Here is a 19,646-nt window from a genome sequence, read left to right on the forward strand (position 1 = left end):
TTTTAGCTATGTTCGAAGCCCAATCCTTGCGCATTCACAAGCGGATGACCGTCGAGGATGAGCGGGGCAAATCCACGCGCCTCGACAAGGCCGATCTGCGCAGCATCGACCGGGGTGTGCGATCCCGCGGGCAGGGTGAAGAGAAGCTCGTAATCATCACCCCAGCGCAACGCGTCATCGCGGCGCGCATCATTGGCAACCGGCACTGCTGCGCTATCAAGGGCGATAGTAACATCGCTCGCCTCAGCCATTCGGAACGTATCCAAAAGCAGTCCGTCCGAAACATCCATCATTGCCGTTGCACAAGGAGCCAGCGCATATCCTTCGGTAAGGCGAGGAGTAGGGCGGTTGAACGCGCCGAGATGTGCGCTGTGCCCTTCAAAGCCAAGCATTGCTCTGCCCAAGACACCAGTGACAAAAACCGCATCCCCCACTGATGCGCCGCTGCGCGCTGGCACCGGTGTGTGTGTGGCTTTGCCAATGGCGGTCAGACCAAACACGCGGGGTCCCTTTGTGGTGATTGTGTCGCCGCCTAACAATGGGGTGCCGAAGGTCTCAAGCGCTTGCGCCAGGCCTTGAAGGAAATCGTGATCATCGCTGCTGAGGCAATGCCCAAGAAGCACGCCAACCGGCTCTGCTCCTTTGGCGGCAAGATCAGACAGATTGCTCGCGACCAGTTTCCACGCGACATCCGCCATATCGGCATCGGCGCGAAAATGCGTGCCCTCAGCCATCGCGTCGTGCGTAAGGATCAGCGTTTCACCGCCAATTTCCAACACCGCGCAATCATCTTTGAGCCCGCGCGCACCCGAATGCAAAGGGAGTGCGCGAATGGCCGTGATGAAATCCGCCTCGTTTATGACCGAACCTCTTTCGCCAGCGCGTCCAGAATACCATTCACGAACTTTGCTTCGCGGTCGTCGAAGAAAGCCTTTGCAACTTCGACATATTCATTGATCGCAGCCGCCGCGGGAACGTCTGCGCGCGCTATAAGCTCATATGCTCCTGCACGAAGGATCTGCACCATGGTTTTGTCCAATCGGGTAAGCGTCCACCCGTCCGAAAGCTTGGCCGTTACTGCTGCATCGATCTCGTCGCGCCGCGCATCGACACCGCGCACAAGATCGTTGAAGAAATCAACCTCGACCGCTGCAAGCTGTTCGCCGCTTTCGCTATCCTCGTCATCAAGGCGTTCACCAAGGCGGTGGCGGTGAAACTCGACCAACAATTCGTCGACTTTCGTGCCCTCCATCTGGCGCTGATACAGCGCCTGGACCGCCGCGAGGCGAGCGGTTGAGCGAGCCTGTGAACGGGAATGTGATTTGGCAGGTGTGTTCATTTGAGGCGCAATTCTACTGATTTGGCATGGGCAGGCAGCCCTTCTGCATGGGCAAGGGTGGCGGCGGCAGGAGCAATCGCGCCAAAGCTCGCTTCATCCAACTGGATAAAGCTGGTGCGTTTCATAAAGTCGAGGACCGACAGGCCCGAAGAGAACCGCGCGCGGCGCCCGGTGGGCAGAACGTGATTGGGCCCGGCAACATAATCTCCCACGGCCTCTGGCGTCATGCGGCCAAGGAAGATGCTGCCGGCGTGGCGTACCTTGCCCATCATCGCTTCGGGATCATCAATCGCAAGCTCAAGGTGCTCTGCGGCAAGAGCGTTGATAAGGTCAGGCGCTTCGGCCTCCATATCATTCACCACGATGATAACGCCGTGATCGTCCCAGCTTTGTCTTGCGGTTTTCTGCGTTGCAAGCTGGCTGATCTGAACATCGACGCGGTCTGCGACAAGTGCGGCGAAACCTGCGTCATCAGTGATAAGGATCGATTGCGAGGTCGGGTCATGCTCGGCTTGACTCAAAAGGTCAGCTGCAATCCAGTCGGGATCATTCTTGCCATCGGCCACAACCAAAATTTCTGAAGGCCCGGCGACCATGTCGATGCCGATCACGCCGTAAAGCTGACGCTTTGCCTCGGCGACATAGGCATTGCCCGGACCCACAACGACGTCCACCGGCTTGATCCGATCGGTGCCATAGGCGAGCGCGCCCACAGCCTGCGCTCCGCCAACGCGCCAGATTTCATCGACGCCTGCGATATGGGCCGCGGCCAGAACCAGCGGGTTGGAGTTTCCTTTGGGGGTGGGGGTGACCACCACAAGCCGTTCAACCCCTGCGACACGGGCAGGGATCGCATTCATCAAAAGCGAGGAAGGGTAAGCTGCCCGCCCGCCCGGCACATAAAGTCCCGCTGCATCCACTGGCCGCCAGATCGCCCCGAGCCTTGCGCCGGTTGCGTCTTTATAGTCGCGGTTCTCGGGCAGCTGCGCTTCGTGATAGGCGCGGATGCGGTCCGCTGCGAGTTGAAGTGCGTCGCGTTGTTCGTCGTCGAGCGCGTCAAACGCTTCCTTGCACCGCTCAGATGTGATCACCCAATCAGCGTCGTTGATCAGGGAATAGCCATCAAAACGTTGTGTATATTTGACAAGCGCATCGTCTTTGCCTGAGCGAACAGTGCGCAGGATATCCTGCACGACGCCGGCGACATCGCTGTCTGCATCGCGCCGCTCTTCAACCACGCGGATGAAGTCGCGGGCGAAATTGGGCTGGGTTGTATCAAGTTGTTGCATCACGCTGCGTCCTGCTTTTGGGCGCGGGTCTCGGCATCCTTGCGGAAAGCGTCGACCAGAGCTGCAACCCGTGGGTCGGTCTTGTATGCTGCGCGGTTGACGATCAGGCGGGCAGTGATGTCGATGATTTGCTGCGTTTCGACAAGGCCGTTTTGCTTGAGCGTTGCACCCGAAGAGACAAGGTCAACAATCTGCCGCGCAAGGCCAAGCGACGGGGCCAATTCCATCGCTCCATTCAATTTCACGCATTCCGCCTGAATTCCGCGTGCTTCAAAATGCCTTGCGGTCAGCCCCGGATACTTTGTCGCCACGCGGATGTGGCTTGCACCTGCATCGTCCTCGGTATCCCCAGCCATGCGCGCAACCGACAAACGGCAATGGCCGATGTCGAGGTCAACGGGCGCATAAAGGTCGTCATAGTTGAACTCTTCGATCACGTCGGAGCCAACAATGCCGATCTGCGCAGCGCCATGCGCAACAAATGTCGCCACATCAAATGCACGCACCCGGATTAGACGCATATCGCTGCGTGATGTATCGAAGGACAAAGAACGGTTTTTCGGATCATGAAAGCCGTCTTCCGGCACGATTCCGGCGCGCGCCATCAAGGGCAGCGCCTCATCAAGAATGCGCCCCTTGGGCACCGCAAAGGTGAGCAGGCTTTCGTTCGAGGTGGATTGGTCGCTTGTCATCTTGGCCGCGCACTTAAGGTGTAGGCCGTTAAAGGGCAACAAGAAGCAGCATAAGCAAAAGGGGATGAGTAGGAAAGATGAGCGGGAACGAAGCGAGCAGAGACGGTGTCGGCGGCGTCATGGACATCGAAGACTTTGCCGCCGCAATTGAATGGCAGGCAGAACATGCCGAGATCAATCATGCGCCGTGCACCGCTCGCATTGTCCGTGCCCTGACCAAGGTCATCGAGGAGGAGACCGCTTGCGCCCGGCGGATGGCTTCGTGGCAGGGGCTCACGCTCAAAGATGCCATGCCGCTTCGGATCGCGGGGGGCTTGCACAGTCTCCTGCTGACCGGTGTCGATGATCGGCTGGCGAGGGTGTATTCAGGCCAGATTACCCATCAGGCCGCGGTTGACAGGCTTGTTTGCTCGGTCATTGAAACCAACGACCACGCCCTTCTCCCGTGGTTTGATGGCCCGCCGCAAACCAATGAGGCGGGGCGATCGGCCAGTATTATGGCGGGGCTTTTGTGGCTTGCCCGGCGGGTGGCCCCGCGCTTTGACCTGTTCGAACTTGGCGCAAGTGCCGGGGTCAACACGATGCTGGACCGGTATCACTTCCAACTTGGCGAGACGCAGGTGGGTCCCGCAAATTCACCGATGCGCATTGAACCTGAATGGCGCGGGGGAAGGGGTTCGCCGCCTGCGCCGCCGGCTGATTTCGAGATCCTTTCGGTACGCGCCTGCGACGTCGCGCCGATTGATCTTACCGATGAGACATCTGCGTTAAAGCTCAAATCCTATGTCTGGCCCGATGCACCCGGACGCATGGCGCGGATTGATGCGGCGGTTGCCCTTGCGAACGAAAGCCCGCCTTCAGTCGTACAAATGGATGCCGGTGACTTTGTCGAACAACGCCTCAACGCGCCTCAAAAACCCGGCACAACCAAGGCAATGTTCCATTCCATCATGTGGCAATATATGCCCAAAAACACTCAGGATGCGATCACCGAAAGGTTCACAGCAGCGGGAAAACAGGCAACGCCTGATACCCCGCTTGCATGGGTTGCGCTTGAAACCGATCCAGCAACCTTCCGCCATGAGTTGAAGGTGCGATTGTGGAACGGATCAAAGGATGACGGCAAGACTTATACGCTTGGGCATGCGCATCCTCATGGTGCGTGGGTGGAGTGGCTGGGCCCGTAAAATCAACGGGCCAGAACCGTTCGAGTTCTAGCTGCAGTCGGTGCAGCCGCAATTACAACAACCGCTGCCAGAAGTGCAGTTTGTGCAGCCACAGTCACACTCGCTTGGGATATGATATACCATCTTAAAACTCCTTATCTTTTAATAACTTAAGTCATTTTGGTGGAATTGTCAATGGTGTCCCGAGCCCACGCTTACCCTTCCAGAAACGCCTCCATCGCCGCGATCACCGCTTGCGGCGCTTCCCACGGGACGAAGTGTCCGCAATCGGGCACTTTCACGAGAGTCAGCGGATCAATCACTTCATCCAATCCGTCCAGATTCTCAGGTGGCAGGGCAAGGTCATCCATCGCCCAGATCACCAGAGTGGGGATGGTAAGCTTTGGCACCTCGGGTGCGGCAAAATCGGCTGGCAGTTCGAACGGTTCGTCCATCGCTGGCACGGCCATCGGCGTGGCGCGGTAGTAATTGAGCATCCCGAATGCCGCCTCGCGGTTCTCGTAATCCTTCTCAAGGATCGCGCGCTCTTGCGGGTCAGAGGTCGGCGGGTTGTCCCATTTCGCCTCTTTCTCAAGAAATGCGCCAAGCCCGTGCTCGCGAATAAATGCATCATTCGCCGTATCGCGAAACGCCCTCATATATTGCGACGCCTCGCGTTGATGCCGGTTGGTGTAGAGCAGCTTTGGAAAGATCGCAGGGTGGGGCGCGTTGGCGATGACCGCGCGAGTAACGCGCGCATGTTGCCCGCCCAGCGCCACCCCCCAGGCAATCGCGCCGCCCCAATCGTGGCCAACGATAGTGAACTTCCCGATCCCCAACGCGTCAGCTAGCAGAAACACATCACCGATGATTTTGTCAGGCGTGTAAGCGTCCACTTCTTGCGGCTTGGACGACCCGCGATAGCCGCGTTGATCGGGTGCGATGCAGCGATAGCGATTCGAAAAATGCGCGATCTGATGCCGCCATGTGCGGTGATTCTCAGGAAAGCCGTGCAGGAAGATCAGCGCCTCGCCGTCACGCGGCCCTTCGTCCACCACATCAAGCTCAATCCCGTTGGCGAGCGTTACGCGTTTTTGATCGAGCTGGATCACGAGGCTTCCTCTTCCATCCGCTCCATGTAACCGCTGGCCACCATCGCCGCGACCTGATCGAAGAGGGTATCGGGTGTGCGGCGCATCTCGCCCATTTGCAGCTCTGCGCCTTGCGCCACGATAATCTCCCGCTCACCCGCCGCGATTGCGTCGAGCATGGTTTTGGCCGCGTCTGGCGCGGGGATGCCTTCGTCGATCACCTTGTCAGAGACGCCGCGTTTTGAACCTTCAGCGGTGAGAGCATTGCGCGAAACGTCAGTTGCGACCGAGCCGGGGTAGATCATGTGGACGCTGACGCCGGTTTGCGACAACTCCCCGCGAAGCGCATCGCCATACCCCGCAAGCCCGAATTTCACAGAGGAGTAAGCGGTGCGCATCGGCACGCCGACTTTGCCAGCGATGGAAGAGAGAAAGGCCAAGGCTCCGCTGCCGCGTTTTACCATATGGCCGATCAAGCCTTGGCTAAAGGCGATCTGCGCGGTGAGGTCGATGTCGATGATATCGCGGTAGACCTGCATATCGGTTTTGAGCGCGCGGCTGCGTTGTGACACGCCCGCATTGGCGACCGCGAGATCGACGCCGCCTTTCCATGCGATAGCCTTGGCGGTGGCGTCTGCCAGCGCTGCCTCATCGCGCACATCGAACGGCAGGATCAGCGTCTCACCACAATCCGCCGCCACTTGCGCAAGACGGGCTTCATCCCGGCCCGACAGCACCAGATGCGCACCCCGGCTGGCGAGATCGCGGCAAAGTGCAGCGCCAATGCCCGAAGAGGCCCCTGTGATCCATGCGACCTTGCCATTATAGTCCATCTTGTCTCTCCCTCGCTTGCGGTATTTCCCAAGCTGATAAGCTTAGCCATTGGACTTACGCAAATTTATTTTCCAAGCGCAAAGATGACGCTGGTGCTGTCCGTTTTGCCAAATTGCCTATGAGACACATGTGTCTCATAGAGCTGTTGGAAAATCGCGCTAAATCGATGAAATACAAACAATTGTATGAATAATCCTATGAGACACTTTGCCAATAAAATTTCGGGTCGGACGAAACTGTTACGGCGCCTCAGGCAGACCTAACGGCGACAAGCGATGTAGGAAAGCGGGCGGGATCGGGGCCTATGCTGCGCCCGCAATAATCTGGCCGAGATTTTCAGGGAAGATTGCCTCGTGCCACTGGCTAAGCTCGGTGAAAGTGAACCAGCGGTGCTGCGTCATCACCCGTTGTTCAAGTTCGGTGTGGCCGCTCGTGCTGATTGAAGCGTGATTGACGCGCAGCATATAATATCGCTCATCGGCCTGAATGGGCTCGCCTTCGACGGTGATGAATTCAGGCGTAGTGCGCGCGATTTGCGGGCCAGGATCGGCCTGGATGCCGGTTTCTTCGAAAAGCTCGCGCCTTGCGGCCTCGTCGAAGCTTTCCTCCGGCTCGCACTCACCACCCGCCGTTACCCAGAAGGGCGGGCGGTCTGACACATCAAACCGGAACAGCAGCACGCGGGCCTGCGGGTCGAGTACGATGATCCGCGCCGCGCGCCGGATACGTTTGGTGTTGCCAAACTCGTTCACAAGATTTTGCCTAGTTGGCAGGGGCACCGGTCTCGGGTGCGCTGGCCTTGATCGCGACGGCGTGCACCCGATCACCCACGATATCGCCAAGCGCCGCGATCACTGCGCGTTGCCTTGCAAGGCGGCTCATATCGGCAAAGGCGGGCGCTTCGATCACCACGGTGAAGTGGGATTCGCCCGACCCGTCATCGCCCGAATGGCCTGCGTGGCTCGCGCTGTCATTGATGATTTGGAGGTTCGTCGGGGCAAAGGCCTCTACGAGCAGAGCTTCGATTTCCCGGGCAACAGTTCCGCTCATTTTCGTCATAACCTTTGATTTGGGTGATTTGATGCCTTGGAATTTGGCGTATCAATCGCCATTCTCAAGCACTTTATGGCAAATTCACGATTTCACGGCCGCTTTGAAGGCGAGGGCAGGGTGTGCGAACATCCCACTTGCCGCGAGGCGGGCGAATTTCGCGCCCCGGGTTACCGGCCAAGCGGATTTGACGGGCCGGGCGAATATCGCTGGTTCTGCCTTGAGCATGTGCGCGAATTCAATGACGGCTATGACTGGTTCGAGGGGATGACCGCGGAAGAAATGCTCAACGCGCAAAGCCCGGTCGCGGGATGGCGCACGGAAAGCCCCGCATTCAGCCCGAGAGCCGCAGTCGATGGCATGCCGCGCTGGAACGACTTCGACGATCCGCTGGACGCGATTTCGGCGCGCGCCAATGGCATCAAAAGCCGCGCGGCGCGCGAGGCGCAGATGCAAATGTCAGGGCAGTTTTCGAAGGATGAGGCAGAAGCGCTCGAGACGATGGGCCTTGGCTCTGACACCAATAAGCAACGCCTCAGGCGGCGGTATTCCGAGCTTGTGCGGCGCTATCATCCCGACAGGAATGGCGGTGACCGCAGCTATGAGGCGCGGCTTGGCAAGGTGGTCGATGCCTATCAGTTGTTGCGAAAGTGCAAGGCGATTGCTTAACTGCGGCGAGGGCCATGATTTTGTGGTCATTCAGCCGCGGAGCACCCCCTATTTTGACTAGACCGCTCATCTCAGCAGGCTTTCTGCCGCTCCCCGTCTGGCTGATCTTTGTGACTGTCGCAGGGTTTATGACGCCCGGTTACAGTGCGATTGAATCGCACGCTAGCGTCATGACCCTTGGAGAGGGGTGGAGCTTTTGGATAACCAATAGTGCTGCGATAATCTCTGGCGCTGCCTTGATTGCATTTGGTGTGGGCACGTGGGGCGCAAGCGGGCGGATCATATCGGGCGGCGCCTTGTGCTGGATTATCTTTGGCATTTCGATGATCGCCAACGGCATCTGGCCGATGGGTAGCCCGATGCACGGCCTTTACGCGATTGGTATCATCAATATTCTCGGGCCAGCTCTAACGCTGCTCGAATGCGAGCGAGAGGCGCTGCAAAAACGCATGATCGGGTTCACCGTTTTTTGCAGCCTGATGGGCGTTTTATACCTGTGGCTGATCCTCGTGGGACTGGACCCTGAAGGATACACCGGCCTTACCCAGCGCATTTTCGGATCGATCAATTTCTTGTGGCCGCTGGTGTTCGCCTATCAGGCCCTTAAGAAAGACGATCTATTCGCAAAAGCTTAGGCTTGTCTGCGCCCCCTCGTTAGCACAGGCTCAAACTCGCCGAAGATCAGGCGCGAGCCGTCAAACGGCGGGTCGCCTTCGGGGTATCCTTCAAAGCCTTCGCCTTTGCCCATCGCTTCCTGTGCGCGCGTCAGGGTTTCCTTGTCGGGCCAGATGACCCAGCCCATCACAGTCTTCTCGCCTTCCGGCGCGGCAACAGCTTTGCGAAGGTCGGTTTTCTTGCCTTCGGGCACATGGGATTCCCATGCTTCCATCACTTCCAATGCGCCGTATTTCATCGACCAGTCGGCCATGAATGCGGCGGCCTTTTCATAGGCTTCGCGGTTTTCCTCTTTGACCGACAATGCGGCGATGCAAACGTACATATTCTCTCCCCTCCCAAGGATTCGAGTGTCTGTCAGTTCTTGTGCTGGTTCCCGTTCTGCTTGAACGCCCAGCGCAGCGTTTTGCCGACGCCCCATGTCGCCGCTCTTGCCGGAAGAGCGGTTAGCACCGGACGCTGTAAATTGAGCATAGAGCGCGCAAATGGCGGCAACATGGCAACCGATTCTGCGCCGATGACGGATTGCAGGGCAACTGGAGTGCCCTTTGGCCGCTGGCTCAGCACCAATTGCGCGATTTCGCGTGCTTCGGCGGACGGGCGAAGATCACTGCGCATGTCGCGGAACAGCGCCTCTGCCTCGCGCCGGGTAGTGGGTACGGGATCGGCGCCAAGCGCACGCGCAATGACGGCAAACTGACGGTAATACTCGTCTTGCTCGTGGCCCGGCATATCGGGCCTGACATGGCGTAGATATCCGGCGAGGAAGCTTTGCGCCTCCGTCACGTGAACCCAGGCAAGCGTGCGCGGATTGGTCGCCTCATAAGTTGTCCCATCGGGCAGGGTCCCGCCCACTTTTGCGTGGATGCGGTTTACCCGCTCGATTGCCTTCATCGCCTCGTCGCGGTGGCCAAAGGTGGTGACCGCAATAAACCGAGCTGTGCGCTGCAATCGCCCGTGCATGTCCTCGCGAAAGTTGGAATGGTCGAGAACCCCCTGAAGCGCATGGGGGTGGAGCATCTGTAAGAGCAGCGCCCGCACGCCTCCGGTCATCATCCCCACAAGGTCGGCATGGACGAGGCGGATCGGCGTGTCTTTTTCAAACAGAGCCTCATCCGACGGCGGCACAGGCTTTTGCCCGCGCGACTGGTCGTTGAAGGTGGCGCGCACCTGATCGACCAGTTTGAGGCGCAGGGCTTCGACAGGAGAGGAGAGCGGGGAGGGCATGTTAGACCAGATAGTCTCACAGATCGGATATTTTGAGAAGCGCTGACCTTCATTTTGGCCTTCATTTGCAGCGTTTGCGGCCCATATCGTGTGTCATGGAAATCAACGCAGACTTTGAAGCGCGCGCGCTTGGCCACACTGACAGGCTCGATTGGGTGCCGTCACCCATGGCAGGCGTTGATCGTCGCATGCTGGACCGTGTGGGCGGCGAAGTGGCGCGTGCCACATCCATTGTCCGCTATGCCGAGGGAAGCGCCTTTCCCGAACACACGCATTCGGGAGGCGAGGAGTTTATCGTTCTCGAAGGCGTTTTTCAGGACGAGCACGGCGACTATCCGGCGGGCACATATATCCGCAACCCTGTGGGCACTCACCACATTCCGCGTTCTGATCCCGGCTGCACGATCTTCGTCAAACTCTGGCAATTTGACCCCGATGATCAGGAGCAGATTGCGGTCGATATGCGCACCGCATCCTTGACCCCAGACCCAAACAATCCCGCAGTTCGCCGCCACGTGCTCGCCGCACGCGATTATGAGCATGTGTCTCTCGAGGTTTGGGAGGAAGGGACAAGCCTGCCACTCATTCACAGGGGCGGGGTGGAAGTGCTCGTTCTGGATGGGGCGTTGACGCTGGACGGTGTTGCATATCGCGAACAGGACTGGCTGCGAATTCCGGCGGATGAAGCGGCCACTATGACCGCTGGTAAGGACGGCGCACGCCTCTGGATCAAGCGTGGACATTTGCGGGAAATCCGGATTCCCGAACAGGTTGCCTAAAGCAACCCTTGCCCCGGCGCGCGGACACGATTAACGAACGACACGAAATGAACACGCACTCTTCAGAAGAATTCGCAGGCGCCAGCGCCATTCCGACCGAGCCCGACACAACTGTCGATGTCCGCGAGACATTCGGCATTGATATCGACTGGCAGGTCCCCGCTTTCAGCACGCCGTCAGAGCATGTGCCGGAAATGGACGACGCCTATGTGTTTGACGCGGACACGACGCTCGCGATCCTTGCAGGCTTTGCCCACAATCGCCGCGTGATGGTGCAAGGGTACCACGGCACGGGTAAATCGACCCACATCGAACAGGTCGCTGCGCGCCTTAACTGGCCCAGCATCCGCGTGAACCTTGATGCGCATATCAGCCGGATCGACCTTGTCGGCCGCGATGCGATTGTTCTCAAAGACGGGTTGCAGGTCACTGAATTCAAAGAAGGCATCCTGCCATGGGCGCTTCAACATCCGGTGGCATTGACCTTTGACGAATATGACGCAGGCCGCCCCGATGTGATGTTCGTGATCCAGCGGATCCTGGAATTTGATGGTCGCCTGACACTGCTCGATCAAAACCGCGTGATTACGCCAAACCCCTATTTCCGCCTGTTCGCGACCACCAACACGGTCGGCCTTGGCGATACCAGCGGGCTCTATCACGGGACGCAGGCGATCAACCAGGCGCAAATGGACCGCTGGAACGTGGTCGTGGCGCTGAACTATCTCGCGCCAGAGGTTGAAGAGCAGATTGTCCTGTCGAAAACGCCGGACGCTGACCCTGCGATAATCGCGGATATGGTCAAGGTGGCCGAGCTTACGCGCCAGGGCTTTATGAACGGCGATATCTCAACCGTGATGAGCCCGCGCACCGTCATCACCTGGGCGCAAAATGCGGCGATCTTCAACTCGGTCGGCTTTGCCTTCCGCCTGTCCTTCCTCAACAAATGCGACGAGGCAGAACGCACATTGGTCAGCGAATATTACCAGCGCGTTTTTGGTGAGGATTTGCCTGAAAGCGCGGTTGCGCAATAGCAATTCCTTCGATTATGGCTTTCGATCACATTCGGGTCGAAGGGGCAATTTAGTGAGATATCGCAACGGTTTCTGCGCTGTGGCTGCGCTTGCGCTGGTATATCCTGCGTCTGCACAAGAGGGTGCGCCAGCGGATGAAGAGGCATTAGAGCCTTCCGCTCAGGCCACCCAGGACGAGCCCGCACCGCCTCCGCCAATAAACATTGTCAGCGCGCCTGTTGAGGCGGGCCAATCGGATGACAATGTGGCGATTGAAATACCGCCTCCTGCGCCGCCCATGGTGCAAACGACGTCAGCACCGCCAGCGCCGCCAGCACCTCCGGCTTTGCGAATTGCGCCACCTGCTCCGCCAGCACCTCCGCCGCTAAGCCTGTCGCGGTTGGACCGCACACCGCCTACCAATGTGAAGGGCCCCTATCCCCAAAACCAGCTTCCCGTGACCGAGCTTATCGGGACCGAGAAAAAGTTGAGATGGCGACAAATGCCAGCCGTGTTCCTGCCCGGGTTGACCCAGGGTGGGCGCAAACGGGTTCTGGAAAACGAGGCGCTTGTCAAAATCCCGCTTCACTGGTCGATGTCCGCCTACCTTCAAGGGGACGTGACTATCGAGGGAATTGGCGATCCGGTCGTGCTCAAAGCCGGGGATGTGATGCCCCAGGTTGTTTTGGAAGAGGGAAGGGGTGTGGATGACCGATTTACTCTGTTTTGCACCAGAAGTCGCATCCTGCAAAAAGGCAGCAGCGATATAATTGGCTCGATCATGAACACCATGAAGGACGCGCAGTGGTGCCTGCAAGACACCGACAGCGATGGCATGTTCGATCTGGCGGTTGCGCTTGCTGCCGGGGCGCCGGTGAAGAAAGCCGCTGATATTACGCCCATCCCTTATGAAATGCGTTACGGACAGCGCATTCCGGGAGACGACAATTTTGTCAGTTTTAGGATGACACGCGTCAGCAAAAAATACGTCGATATCTCGCTCGCAATCATTCAGTCGGGCAAGGTGATGACGTTCCAAACCATGACGAGCGGAAACTATCGGGCATCGTCTTACACCCAGATCCGGCATCGCGATGTCGAAACCGCAACAGCCAATATCCTTGGCGTCGATTTCGAGGTGCATTTTGCAGACCGCAAAGAGAATTTGGCAGAGGTCGAATGGGGTCCGGGGGCGTTTCACAGCTCGGCGATTATTCCGATCCCGACGAAGTTGACCACGACAATCCGGTACTACTGATCTCCCAATGATCGATGCGCTGGGCACAGTCGCGCCGGGCAGCCACGGCAGTCAGGGCAGTCTGGCGCTATCTGTCTTGCCACTCGCCGTGTTATCCTGCTAACACACCTCGCGTATGGCGTTGTTTGAACGATTCTGGAAACGCTCGGCGCGTGATGACAGCCGTGTCGGCGAGGGCGGATATTACGCGCTCTACGATTCGCAGCGCCCGCTTGATCCGGATGAGCGTACTTCAAGTTACCGCCCTGCAGGCTCGACCGATTTCTCGCGCTGGGATGCCGGGCTGTCGCAGCTTGATAGTTCTGCAGCCCTTGTGCCAGAGAACCGGGGGCCTTTCTGGAAGCGCGCGTTCTGGCTTAGCCGCCGCAAAAGGTGGTGGGCGGTCCGCATCATTGCCGCTCTCATCCTGCTCTTTATCGCGCTGTTTGCATGGCTTGCGATCACCGCGCCTTTGTCCAAAAGCCTGGAGCCTATCGCTGCGCCGCAAGTGACGCTGCTAGCCAGTGACGGGACGCCGATAGCGCGTAGCGGGGCGATGGTCGCAGAGCCGGTGAAGGTTGCAGAGCTGCCGGATCACGTCATCCAGCCCTTTATAGCGATTGAAGACCGGCGGTTTTACTCACACTGGGGCGTGGACCCGCGCGGTATTGCAAGGGCGGTTTGGACCGGACGGGGCGGGGGCTCCACCATCACGCAGCAGCTTGCAAAGTTCACATGGCTGACACCGGAACGCAGCCTGACGCGCAAGGCGCAAGAGGCGATGATCGCGTTCTGGATCGAGGGGTGGTTGACCAAGGACGAGATTCTGGAGCGCTATCTGTCCAACGCCTATTTCGGCGACAATCAATATGGGCTGCGTGCGGCATCGCTGCATTATTTCTACCGCAAGCCTGAGAATCTGAAGCCAGAGCAGGCAGCCATGCTCGCCGGGCTTTTGCAGGCACCTTCGCGCTATAACCCGACCAAGCATTATGACCGCGCCAAAACCCGCATGGACCTTGTCGTGGGGGCGATGGTGGATGTGGGATATATGAGCGAGGCTGAGGCCAATGCTCTGCCCGCACCAAGGCTGGACGTGCGCACCCGCAATGACTTGCCCACGGGGACCTATTTTGCCGATTGGGCGCTTCCTCTGGCGCGCGAGGAGATGGAGCGCGGGTATCAGAAACAGGTGGTGGAAACGACGCTTGATGCGCAGCTTCAGGCATTGGCCAACCGCGTAGTGGGAAGAGCCGGATTGGGCGACGCCCAAGTGGGTCTTGTCGCGATGCGTCCCACGGGCGAAGTTGTCGCCATGGTGGGCGGGAAATCCTATGCCGAAAGCCCGTTCAACCGCGTGACACAGGCGCGCAGGCAACCGGGCTCTACTTTCAAACTGTTCGTCTATCTCGCCGCGCTTGAGGCAGGTTGGGACCCCGACGACACCATCTCGAACCAACCGATCGAGACGGGCAGCTATCGCCCCAAAAATTCGCGTGAGCGGTATTCTGAAACAATCACACTGGAGGACGCCTTTGCCACCTCCAGCAATGTCGCAGCAGTGCGCCTGTTCAACGAAGTGGGGAGCGAGAATGTGATCCGCACGGCGCGTTCTTTGGGGGTCCGGTCGCCGCTTCCCAAAGGCGATCCGAGCCTTGCTTTGGGGTCATCGAGCATGACCTTGCTGGAACTTACCGCTGCCTATGCAGGGGTTGCCGCCAACGAATATCCGGTGCGTCCCCACGCTTTCCCACAAGAGGAAGAGAGCTGGTGGGAATGGCTGTTCTCATCGGAAGATTCCACGAGCGAGCGCACCCATGACGACATGGAGCAAATGCTGCGCGCTGCGATCAATCGCGGGACCGGAGAGGCGGCTGAATTGCCGATCGCCAACTTTGGCAAGACCGGCACGACGCAGAACAATCGCGACGCGCTGTTCGTGGGCTATGCCGGTGATTTGGTTGTCGGTGTGTGGGTTGGCAATGATGACAATTCATCACTTGGCGGCGTGACGGGCGGGGGATTGCCAGCGCGTATCTGGAAAGACTTTATGCGCGGCGCTCTGGACCTGCCAGCGCCGGGGCCCAAAGCATCGCCCGACCCGCAAGGGCCCGTTGAACCCTTCGATATCGACATCGAGGAAGGCGAGGAAATCCCGCTTGGCGAAGATGGCACTACCCTGCGGTTCGAAGAGGACGGGCTCATCCTTTCGCAGGACGGCGTACCGGTAGAGCTTCGCCTGACCGAGGACGGGTTTGAGCTGGAAGAGACAGGCCAGCGTTAGCGCGCTTTACGCCATCAGTATGTTCATCACCGCGCTGGCGATCGGCTTGCTGCGGTCCGCCTGCCATGCCTCGACGCTGATATTGGCATTGCGCCGCCCTTTGCGGGTGATGCGCGCTTTGGCATAACTGGTGAGCGGCTTGCCCGCCGAAAGGTACTGCACCGTGATATTCACAGGCTTAAGCTTGGCCTCGCGCCCTTCGGCGGCAAGGACGCTGCGCAAGGCGGCATAGGCCGCGTTCTCGAGCAACCCTGCGATTGCGCCGCCGTGGTAATGGCCGGGTCGCCCTTCGACATCGGAACTGAAATCGACCGTCAGGACGGGCAGGCCATCCTCCATCTCATGCAAGGCAATCCCAAGAGCCTGAGCATATGCGGGAAGGGTTACGGTGTCAGTCATTGCCGGTCTCCCCCCTACTTTCTTGCGCCTTTTCTTGCGCCTTGGCCTCGGCCTGCGCCTTCACCTGCCGCCCGATTGCCTTGGGATCGGCGCTAAGTGTCATGAAAACGCCCGCCATCGTTGCAACCGTATCTTCGGGATCGCCATCATGGGCAATGCCGCGCACAAAGGCGGCGGATTTTGTGATGCGATAGCATTCCACGCGGCCCCAAACGGCGCTGCGTTCCTTGGCAGGGCGTTGATAATCAACCCGCAGGTCCAACGTCGCAACCGGCATAAAGCTGCCCCGCGCGCACCAGATCGACATGCCGCTTGCCATGTCAAGCAGGCTGACAATCGGACCCGAAGCCAGAACGGGGCGATCCGGTTCGCCCAGCAATTTCTCGTTCCAAGGCAGCTTGAGCTCGACCCAGTTGTCGCCATGGTCTGCATATTCAAGGCCAAGCCAACCCGGGTGGGCGCGGGCCATGAACATCTTGCTGACTTGTGCGGGGTCGAAAGTCTGTATCGGGGAGGGCGGTTCGTTGCTCATCGTGGGGACTTCATTGGAGCGAGAAGGCGCGCATGACAACGCCTAAAGCGTGCCTCCGGCCAACCGGTCGATTGCGCCCTGAAGGATGACTGCCGCTGCATGCGCGTCGATGGCTTTTGCGCGTTTGGCGCGGCTCATATCCTGCCCGATCATTGCCGCCTCGGCCTCTTGCGTGGACCAGCGTTCATCCCACAACAGGATGGGAAGCGCAAAAGCGTCATCAAGATTGCGGGCAAAGGCGCGGGAGGATTGGGCACGTGGTCCCTCGGTCCCGTCCATATTGCGCGGGAGGCCAAGGATGATGCCCTTAACCTCGCGCTCTTGAATAATCGCGTCGAGTTTCGCGCGATCCTTGCCCCATTTGGTCCGGACAATCACCGTCCCGTTGGTGGCAAAACGCCAACCTGCATCACAGGTCGCCGTGCCCACAGTCTTGGTCCCGAGGTCAAGCCCCAGAAGAACGCCGCCATCGGGAAGCACTGCGCCAAAATCAGGGGCGAATTCGGTGATCAGTTTCCGGTTTCCACGCCGCCCGAAGAAGCGCCCGCGAAGGCCGAGACACGGCGCGAAACATCCGCTTTGGTATTGGCCCAGAACAGCGGGATGTCATACACGTGGTAATTGTTCCCCGGCAGGACGTAAGAGCCCATTTCCGGCGGGTCACCGATCATCAAAAGGCCGCGCTCATCGCATCTGGCCGGGACAGAGCCTTGTACCAGCTCCCCATCGGCCATGGTGTCGTCAGGCACTAGAGTGCCAAGATTCGCAGCCGCCTCGGCGGTGCCGCCAAATGTGCCAAGCAGCGGGTTGGTGCAAAGGATCTGGCTGTCACCGCGCGGGCTTCCGTCAAAGCCGATAGAGGCCGCATAAGTTTCGATCACAGATGATGGGTCGGCAGGCTCGGCATAGCTTGACCAAGACAGCAAGCACCCCGTTTGCGATCCCGATGCACAGGCAGGAATGCCCAGGGCCGGCAAATCGTGATCGACCGAAATCGGCCAGCCGACGGCGTAGGAAGCAACGATCCGGTCACCGAGGTTCTTTTCCTGCACTTCCTCGCGAAGCAGGCGCAGGAGGTGAAGTGAGCCCTGGCTGTGCCCGGCAAGGACAATCGGCATCTCATCATCGACCGAATCAAGGAAGAAACGGAACGCTTCCAAAACGTCGGCATAGGCGGCGTCCAATGCCTGTTCGCCCTCGGGCGCGTCGGTCAGGAATGCGCCCATGGTCGCTTGCCGGTAACGCGGTGCCCAGATTTCATCCGCCCCGTTAAACGGGCTCGCCATGCCGCGGATGTAGATGCGCGCCACGCGTTCCGCTTCCTCATCGCCAATCGGCGCGTTCCAATTATCGCGGCTGAGATAGCTTGTCGGGTGGATGAAGAAGACCGCGAAGTCCGGCACGCCATCATCTGTCGGGGTGGGCAGGTCGGAGCGTTCGCCAGCATATGCCGGTTGCCAGCGCGCAGGGTCCTTGATGCCGATACCCGGGCGCGAATACCACAGGGCGGGGTCCTGATAGGCGTTTGCTTCGAGTGGTTCCTGTTCGACAAACTCGACGCTTGGCACGAATGCAAAGGCGGTAAGCTCCTTCGACCAGATGCGAAGCACAAACAGCGCCGCAATCGCCAGAACGATCAAAATCGCGATCAGGTACAGGAACTTGCGGGCCATCCGTGGGGTGCCTTCTTTATGGGGCGATTATTCTGACGCTGTTTCGTCTTCTGAAAGGGCAGGGCGCAGCGTGGTCCATGCCCGGTCACCGCGCATCGCAGAGAACCACGAAAACGGGTTCCACGTGGCAGAGCCATCAAGACTGAAGGTGATGAATTCGGCGCGGCCACCGATATTTTCAAGCGGAATGCCGCCGCCAAGGCCACTCATCTCAGCAGCAGCGCGGCTATCGGCGCTTTCATCGCGGTTGTCGCCCATGACGAAAACATTGTTTTCAGGGACAATATAAGGGCCGAAATTGTCAGACTGCTGATTGCGGTGGTCGATGATCAGATAGCTTGCGCCATTGGGCAGGGTTTCGCGGTAAGTAGGCGGCTCGAAAAAGATCGACCCGTCGGCCTCGCGCACACGGTAAGGGTCAAAGCTCGATAGGCATGGCGATCCGTTGCACAAAAGCTCGGGCTCAAACGGGATGCGCACAGGGGGTACAACCTCGCGTTTGACCGGCGTGCCGTTCAGAATAAGGCGGCCATCAACGACCTCAATCGTATCGCCGGGAAGGCCAACCACACGTTTGATATAATCCTCGTCGCGCTTCGGATGCACCGGGATCACCACATCGCCATATTCCGGCGTAGAGCCAAAGACGCGCCATTCGCCGCGCGGCAGCAGGTGGAAGCTCGCCGAGGCCCATGACCAGCCGTAAGGATATTTGCTCACCACAAGGCGGTCGCCCACATGCAGGCCCGGCATCATCGAGGTGGAGGGAATATAGAACGGTTTTGCTACAAGGCTGTGGAACATCAGCACCGCGAACAGCATCAGGGCAAGGCCGCGGATTTCCGCAAACCAGTTGATCTTTTCGTCCTCACCATCGTCCTTCTTGAGCTGCTGGCGCAGTTCTTCGTGCGGGTGCGGCTCGTTCGGGTCCGTTACGGGAGGCGGCGTATTTGTCTGGTTCAAGGTTTGTGTTCGTTTCTTAATCGGTTCTGGTCAGATCAACTCAACGGGTCCCGCAAGCGGTATCGCTTCGATTATGACAAAGGCCTGCGCCCATGGGTGATCGTCGGTGAGTGTTAGATGAATGTTGGCCTCATGGCCCGCCGGGATCATTTCTTCAAGCCGCTTCGCCGCCCCGCCTGTGAGAGAAAGGGTCGGCGCGCCCGAGGGTTTGTTCACGACGCCGATGTCTTTCATATAGACACCTCGCCGAAATCCGGTGCCAACCGCCTTGCTAAACGCCTCTTTGGCGGCAAAGCGTTTGGCGTAGGTTCCAGCGATAGTGAAGGGGCGCCGCCGCGCCTTCGCGCGCTCCAATTCGGTGAATACGCGGTTTTCAAAGCGTTCGCCGAAACGGTCGAGCGAGTTTTGAATGCGCTCGATATTGCAAAGATCAGAACCGGTGCCGATGATCATGAAAACGCCCTTACAATGACGATTATAAGCAGGGTTGCGGCCATCACATGCAGCATGATCTGCGATTTAAATAGCGGGTGCGCAAAATCGCCCTTGGCCATCTTGAGCGAGCCGACATAGCCGAATATCTGCAAAGCCACCCAGCCGATGGCAAAGGGACGCATGATGCCGGTGTTGAGTGAAAAGCCGAGAAAGCCGATGCTGATCAGGAACAGGCACGTGGCCGCCAGTGCCCAGCGTTTCTGGGCAGGCTCCAATGCTGGCAGGTCTTCGGACGCCAT

At 58.9% G+C, this 19,646-nt stretch carries 24 protein-coding genes; 7 read left to right on the plus strand and 17 right to left on the minus strand.

Annotated elements, in window-relative coordinates:
- Nucleotides 1–2: 2 nt before the first annotated feature.
- From thiL to hisG, 4 genes are read right to left on the minus strand one after another with little or no spacing between them, the layout of a single operon-like run.
- Entirely contained in the window at nucleotides 3–860 is an 858-nt protein-coding gene (gene thiL / locus AC0V6Q_RS01800; RefSeq protein ID WP_486169220.1) for a thiamine-phosphate kinase, read from the minus strand.
- A complete protein-coding gene (gene nusB, locus AC0V6Q_RS01805) occupies nucleotides 857–1,339 on the minus strand; it encodes a transcription antitermination factor NusB (RefSeq protein ID WP_486166731.1) in 483 nt (160 codons plus the stop codon). The genes thiL and nusB overlap by 4 nt, the downstream gene beginning before the upstream one ends.
- A complete protein-coding gene (gene hisD / locus AC0V6Q_RS01810) occupies nucleotides 1,336–2,628 on the minus strand; it encodes a histidinol dehydrogenase (RefSeq protein WP_486166732.1) in 1,293 nt (430 codons plus the stop codon). The genes nusB and hisD overlap by 4 nt, the downstream gene beginning before the upstream one ends.
- Nucleotides 2,628–3,320, minus strand: a complete 693-nt coding sequence (hisG, locus tag AC0V6Q_RS01815) for an ATP phosphoribosyltransferase (RefSeq protein ID WP_486166733.1) — start codon at nucleotides 3,318–3,320, stop codon at nucleotides 2,628–2,630. Before hisG ends, hisD begins: the two co-directional genes overlap by 1 nt.
- A gap of 77 nt (nucleotides 3,321–3,397) precedes the next feature.
- On the opposite strand from hisG, the gene AC0V6Q_RS01820 reads away from it, so the two are divergent.
- Nucleotides 3,398–4,507: a DUF2332 domain-containing protein gene (locus AC0V6Q_RS01820; RefSeq protein ID WP_486166734.1), complete on the plus strand. Its 1,110-nt coding sequence runs from the start codon at nucleotides 3,398–3,400 to the stop codon at nucleotides 4,505–4,507.
- Nucleotides 4,508–4,701: 194 nt separating this feature from the next.
- Here AC0V6Q_RS01820 and AC0V6Q_RS01825 read toward each other — a convergent pair whose 3' ends face one another.
- The 4 genes from AC0V6Q_RS01825 to AC0V6Q_RS01840 form a co-directional block, all read right to left on the minus strand.
- On the minus strand, nucleotides 4,702–5,595 hold the full coding sequence (locus tag AC0V6Q_RS01825; RefSeq protein WP_486169221.1) for an alpha/beta fold hydrolase: 894 nt from the start codon (nucleotides 5,593–5,595) through the stop codon (nucleotides 4,702–4,704).
- Nucleotides 5,595–6,410 carry an SDR family NAD(P)-dependent oxidoreductase gene (locus tag AC0V6Q_RS01830; protein WP_486166735.1) on the minus strand — a complete coding sequence of 272 codons (816 nt, stop codon included), beginning with the start codon at nucleotides 6,408–6,410 and terminating at the stop codon, nucleotides 5,595–5,597. The genes AC0V6Q_RS01825 and AC0V6Q_RS01830 overlap by 1 nt, the downstream gene beginning before the upstream one ends.
- Before the next feature lie 303 nt (nucleotides 6,411–6,713).
- Complete coding sequence (locus AC0V6Q_RS01835) at nucleotides 6,714–7,163, minus strand: NUDIX hydrolase (RefSeq protein ID WP_486166736.1); 450 nt, start codon at nucleotides 7,161–7,163, stop codon at nucleotides 6,714–6,716.
- Nucleotides 7,164–7,173: 10 nt separating this feature from the next.
- The gene (locus AC0V6Q_RS01840; RefSeq protein ID WP_486166737.1) at nucleotides 7,174–7,461 is read right to left on the minus strand and encodes a BolA family protein; all 288 of its coding nucleotides are present in this window, start codon (nucleotides 7,459–7,461) and stop codon (nucleotides 7,174–7,176) included.
- Nucleotides 7,462–7,536: 75 nt separating this feature from the next.
- On the opposite strand from AC0V6Q_RS01840, the gene AC0V6Q_RS01845 reads away from it, so the two are divergent.
- Both AC0V6Q_RS01845 and AC0V6Q_RS01850 read left to right on the plus strand, forming a co-directional pair.
- On the plus strand, nucleotides 7,537–8,130 hold the full coding sequence (locus tag AC0V6Q_RS01845; protein ID WP_486166738.1) for a J domain-containing protein: 594 nt from the start codon (nucleotides 7,537–7,539) through the stop codon (nucleotides 8,128–8,130).
- A gap of 53 nt (nucleotides 8,131–8,183) precedes the next feature.
- Nucleotides 8,184–8,765: a DUF998 domain-containing protein gene (locus AC0V6Q_RS01850; protein ID WP_486166739.1), complete on the plus strand. Its 582-nt coding sequence runs from the start codon at nucleotides 8,184–8,186 to the stop codon at nucleotides 8,763–8,765.
- Here AC0V6Q_RS01850 and AC0V6Q_RS01855 read toward each other — a convergent pair.
- Nucleotides 8,762–9,130 carry a DUF1428 domain-containing protein gene (locus AC0V6Q_RS01855; protein ID WP_486166740.1) on the minus strand — a complete coding sequence of 123 codons (369 nt, stop codon included), beginning with the start codon at nucleotides 9,128–9,130 and terminating at the stop codon, nucleotides 8,762–8,764. The two genes, AC0V6Q_RS01850 and AC0V6Q_RS01855, sit on opposite strands and share 4 nt — an antisense overlap.
- A 32-nt stretch (nucleotides 9,131–9,162) precedes the next feature.
- Nucleotides 9,163–10,032: an oxygenase MpaB family protein gene (locus AC0V6Q_RS01860; RefSeq protein WP_486166741.1), complete on the minus strand. Its 870-nt coding sequence runs from the start codon at nucleotides 10,030–10,032 to the stop codon at nucleotides 9,163–9,165.
- A gap of 95 nt (nucleotides 10,033–10,127) precedes the next feature.
- Here AC0V6Q_RS01860 and AC0V6Q_RS01865 point away from each other — a divergent pair, with 95 nt between their 5' ends.
- The 4 genes from AC0V6Q_RS01865 (at nucleotide 10,128) to AC0V6Q_RS01880 (ending at nucleotide 15,345) form a co-directional block, all read left to right on the plus strand.
- Entirely contained in the window at nucleotides 10,128–10,811 is a 684-nt protein-coding gene (locus tag AC0V6Q_RS01865) for a cupin domain-containing protein (RefSeq protein ID WP_486166742.1), read from the plus strand.
- A gap of 47 nt (nucleotides 10,812–10,858) precedes the next feature.
- Entirely contained in the window at nucleotides 10,859–11,845 is a 987-nt protein-coding gene (cobS, locus tag AC0V6Q_RS01870) for a cobaltochelatase subunit CobS (RefSeq protein ID WP_486166743.1), read from the plus strand.
- Between the two features lie 52 nt (nucleotides 11,846–11,897).
- The gene (locus AC0V6Q_RS01875) at nucleotides 11,898–13,082 is read left to right on the plus strand and encodes a hypothetical protein (RefSeq protein WP_486166744.1); all 1,185 of its coding nucleotides are present in this window, start codon (nucleotides 11,898–11,900) and stop codon (nucleotides 13,080–13,082) included.
- 115 nt (nucleotides 13,083–13,197) lie between these two features.
- Nucleotides 13,198–15,345, plus strand: a complete 2,148-nt coding sequence (locus AC0V6Q_RS01880) for a transglycosylase domain-containing protein (protein WP_486166745.1) — start codon at nucleotides 13,198–13,200, stop codon at nucleotides 15,343–15,345.
- A 6-nt stretch (nucleotides 15,346–15,351) separates the two neighbouring features.
- On the opposite strand, the gene AC0V6Q_RS01885 is transcribed toward AC0V6Q_RS01880, so the two are convergent.
- From AC0V6Q_RS01885 to AC0V6Q_RS01915, 7 genes are read right to left on the minus strand one after another with little or no spacing between them, the layout of a single operon-like run.
- On the minus strand, nucleotides 15,352–15,744 hold the full coding sequence (locus AC0V6Q_RS01885) for a PaaI family thioesterase (protein WP_486166746.1): 393 nt from the start codon (nucleotides 15,742–15,744) through the stop codon (nucleotides 15,352–15,354).
- Nucleotides 15,737–16,276 (minus strand): PaaI family thioesterase, encoded by a 540-nt coding sequence (locus AC0V6Q_RS01890; RefSeq protein WP_486166747.1) that lies wholly within the window; start codon nucleotides 16,274–16,276, stop codon nucleotides 15,737–15,739. Before AC0V6Q_RS01890 ends, AC0V6Q_RS01885 begins: the two co-directional genes overlap by 8 nt.
- 42 nt (nucleotides 16,277–16,318) lie before the next feature.
- On the minus strand, nucleotides 16,319–16,789 hold the full coding sequence (gene ruvX / locus AC0V6Q_RS01895) for a Holliday junction resolvase RuvX (protein WP_486169222.1): 471 nt from the start codon (nucleotides 16,787–16,789) through the stop codon (nucleotides 16,319–16,321).
- Nucleotides 16,786–17,949, minus strand: coding sequence for a DUF3089 domain-containing protein (locus tag AC0V6Q_RS01900; RefSeq protein WP_486166748.1), 1,164 nt, complete (start codon nucleotides 17,947–17,949; stop codon nucleotides 16,786–16,788). Before AC0V6Q_RS01900 ends, ruvX begins: the two co-directional genes overlap by 4 nt.
- Nucleotides 17,950–17,976: 27 nt before the next feature.
- Nucleotides 17,977–18,912, minus strand: a complete 936-nt coding sequence (lepB, locus tag AC0V6Q_RS01905) for a signal peptidase I (protein WP_486166749.1) — start codon at nucleotides 18,910–18,912, stop codon at nucleotides 17,977–17,979.
- A 30-nt stretch (nucleotides 18,913–18,942) separates the two neighbouring features.
- Nucleotides 18,943–19,365, minus strand: a complete 423-nt coding sequence (gene acpS / locus AC0V6Q_RS01910) for a holo-ACP synthase (RefSeq protein ID WP_486166750.1) — start codon at nucleotides 19,363–19,365, stop codon at nucleotides 18,943–18,945.
- A complete protein-coding gene (locus AC0V6Q_RS01915; RefSeq protein WP_486166751.1) occupies nucleotides 19,362–19,646 on the minus strand; it encodes a pyridoxal phosphate biosynthetic protein in 285 nt (94 codons plus the stop codon). Before AC0V6Q_RS01915 ends, acpS begins: the two co-directional genes overlap by 4 nt.

Source organism: Erythrobacter sp. S227 (assembly GCF_057364925.1).

Excerpts from the sequence above, each read along its gene's own strand:
- nusB (WP_486166731.1), bottom strand. The coding sequence starts at position 1,339 with ATGAACACACCTGCCAAATCACATTCCCGTTCACAGGCTCGCTCAACC.
- hisD (WP_486166732.1), bottom strand. The coding sequence starts at position 2,628 with ATGCAACAACTTGATACAACCCAGCCCAATTTCGCCCGCGACTTCATC.
- hisG (WP_486166733.1), bottom strand. The coding sequence starts at position 3,320 with ATGACAAGCGACCAATCCACCTCGAACGAAAGCCTGCTCACCTTTGCG.
- AC0V6Q_RS01820 (WP_486166734.1), top strand. The coding sequence starts at position 3,398 with ATGAGCGGGAACGAAGCGAGCAGAGACGGTGTCGGCGGCGTCATGGAC.
- AC0V6Q_RS01830 (WP_486166735.1), bottom strand. The coding sequence starts at position 6,410 with ATGGACTATAATGGCAAGGTCGCATGGATCACAGGGGCCTCTTCGGGC.
- AC0V6Q_RS01840 (WP_486166737.1), bottom strand. The coding sequence starts at position 7,461 with ATGAGCGGAACTGTTGCCCGGGAAATCGAAGCTCTGCTCGTAGAGGCC.
- AC0V6Q_RS01845 (WP_486166738.1), top strand. The coding sequence starts at position 7,537 with ATGGCAAATTCACGATTTCACGGCCGCTTTGAAGGCGAGGGCAGGGTG.
- AC0V6Q_RS01855 (WP_486166740.1), bottom strand. The coding sequence starts at position 9,130 with ATGTACGTTTGCATCGCCGCATTGTCGGTCAAAGAGGAAAACCGCGAA.
- AC0V6Q_RS01860 (WP_486166741.1), bottom strand. The coding sequence starts at position 10,032 with ATGCCCTCCCCGCTCTCCTCTCCTGTCGAAGCCCTGCGCCTCAAACTG.
- AC0V6Q_RS01865 (WP_486166742.1), top strand. The coding sequence starts at position 10,128 with ATGGAAATCAACGCAGACTTTGAAGCGCGCGCGCTTGGCCACACTGAC.
- cobS (WP_486166743.1), top strand. The coding sequence starts at position 10,859 with ATGAACACGCACTCTTCAGAAGAATTCGCAGGCGCCAGCGCCATTCCG.
- AC0V6Q_RS01880 (WP_486166745.1), top strand. The coding sequence starts at position 13,198 with ATGGCGTTGTTTGAACGATTCTGGAAACGCTCGGCGCGTGATGACAGC.
- AC0V6Q_RS01885 (WP_486166746.1), bottom strand. The coding sequence starts at position 15,744 with ATGACTGACACCGTAACCCTTCCCGCATATGCTCAGGCTCTTGGGATT.
- AC0V6Q_RS01890 (WP_486166747.1), bottom strand. The coding sequence starts at position 16,276 with ATGAGCAACGAACCGCCCTCCCCGATACAGACTTTCGACCCCGCACAA.
- AC0V6Q_RS01900 (WP_486166748.1), bottom strand. The coding sequence starts at position 17,949 with ATGGCCCGCAAGTTCCTGTACCTGATCGCGATTTTGATCGTTCTGGCG.
- acpS (WP_486166750.1), bottom strand. The coding sequence starts at position 19,365 with ATGATCATCGGCACCGGTTCTGATCTTTGCAATATCGAGCGCATTCAA.
- AC0V6Q_RS01915 (WP_486166751.1), bottom strand. The coding sequence starts at position 19,646 with ATGGCGTCCGAAGACCTGCCAGCATTGGAGCCTGCCCAGAAACGCTGG.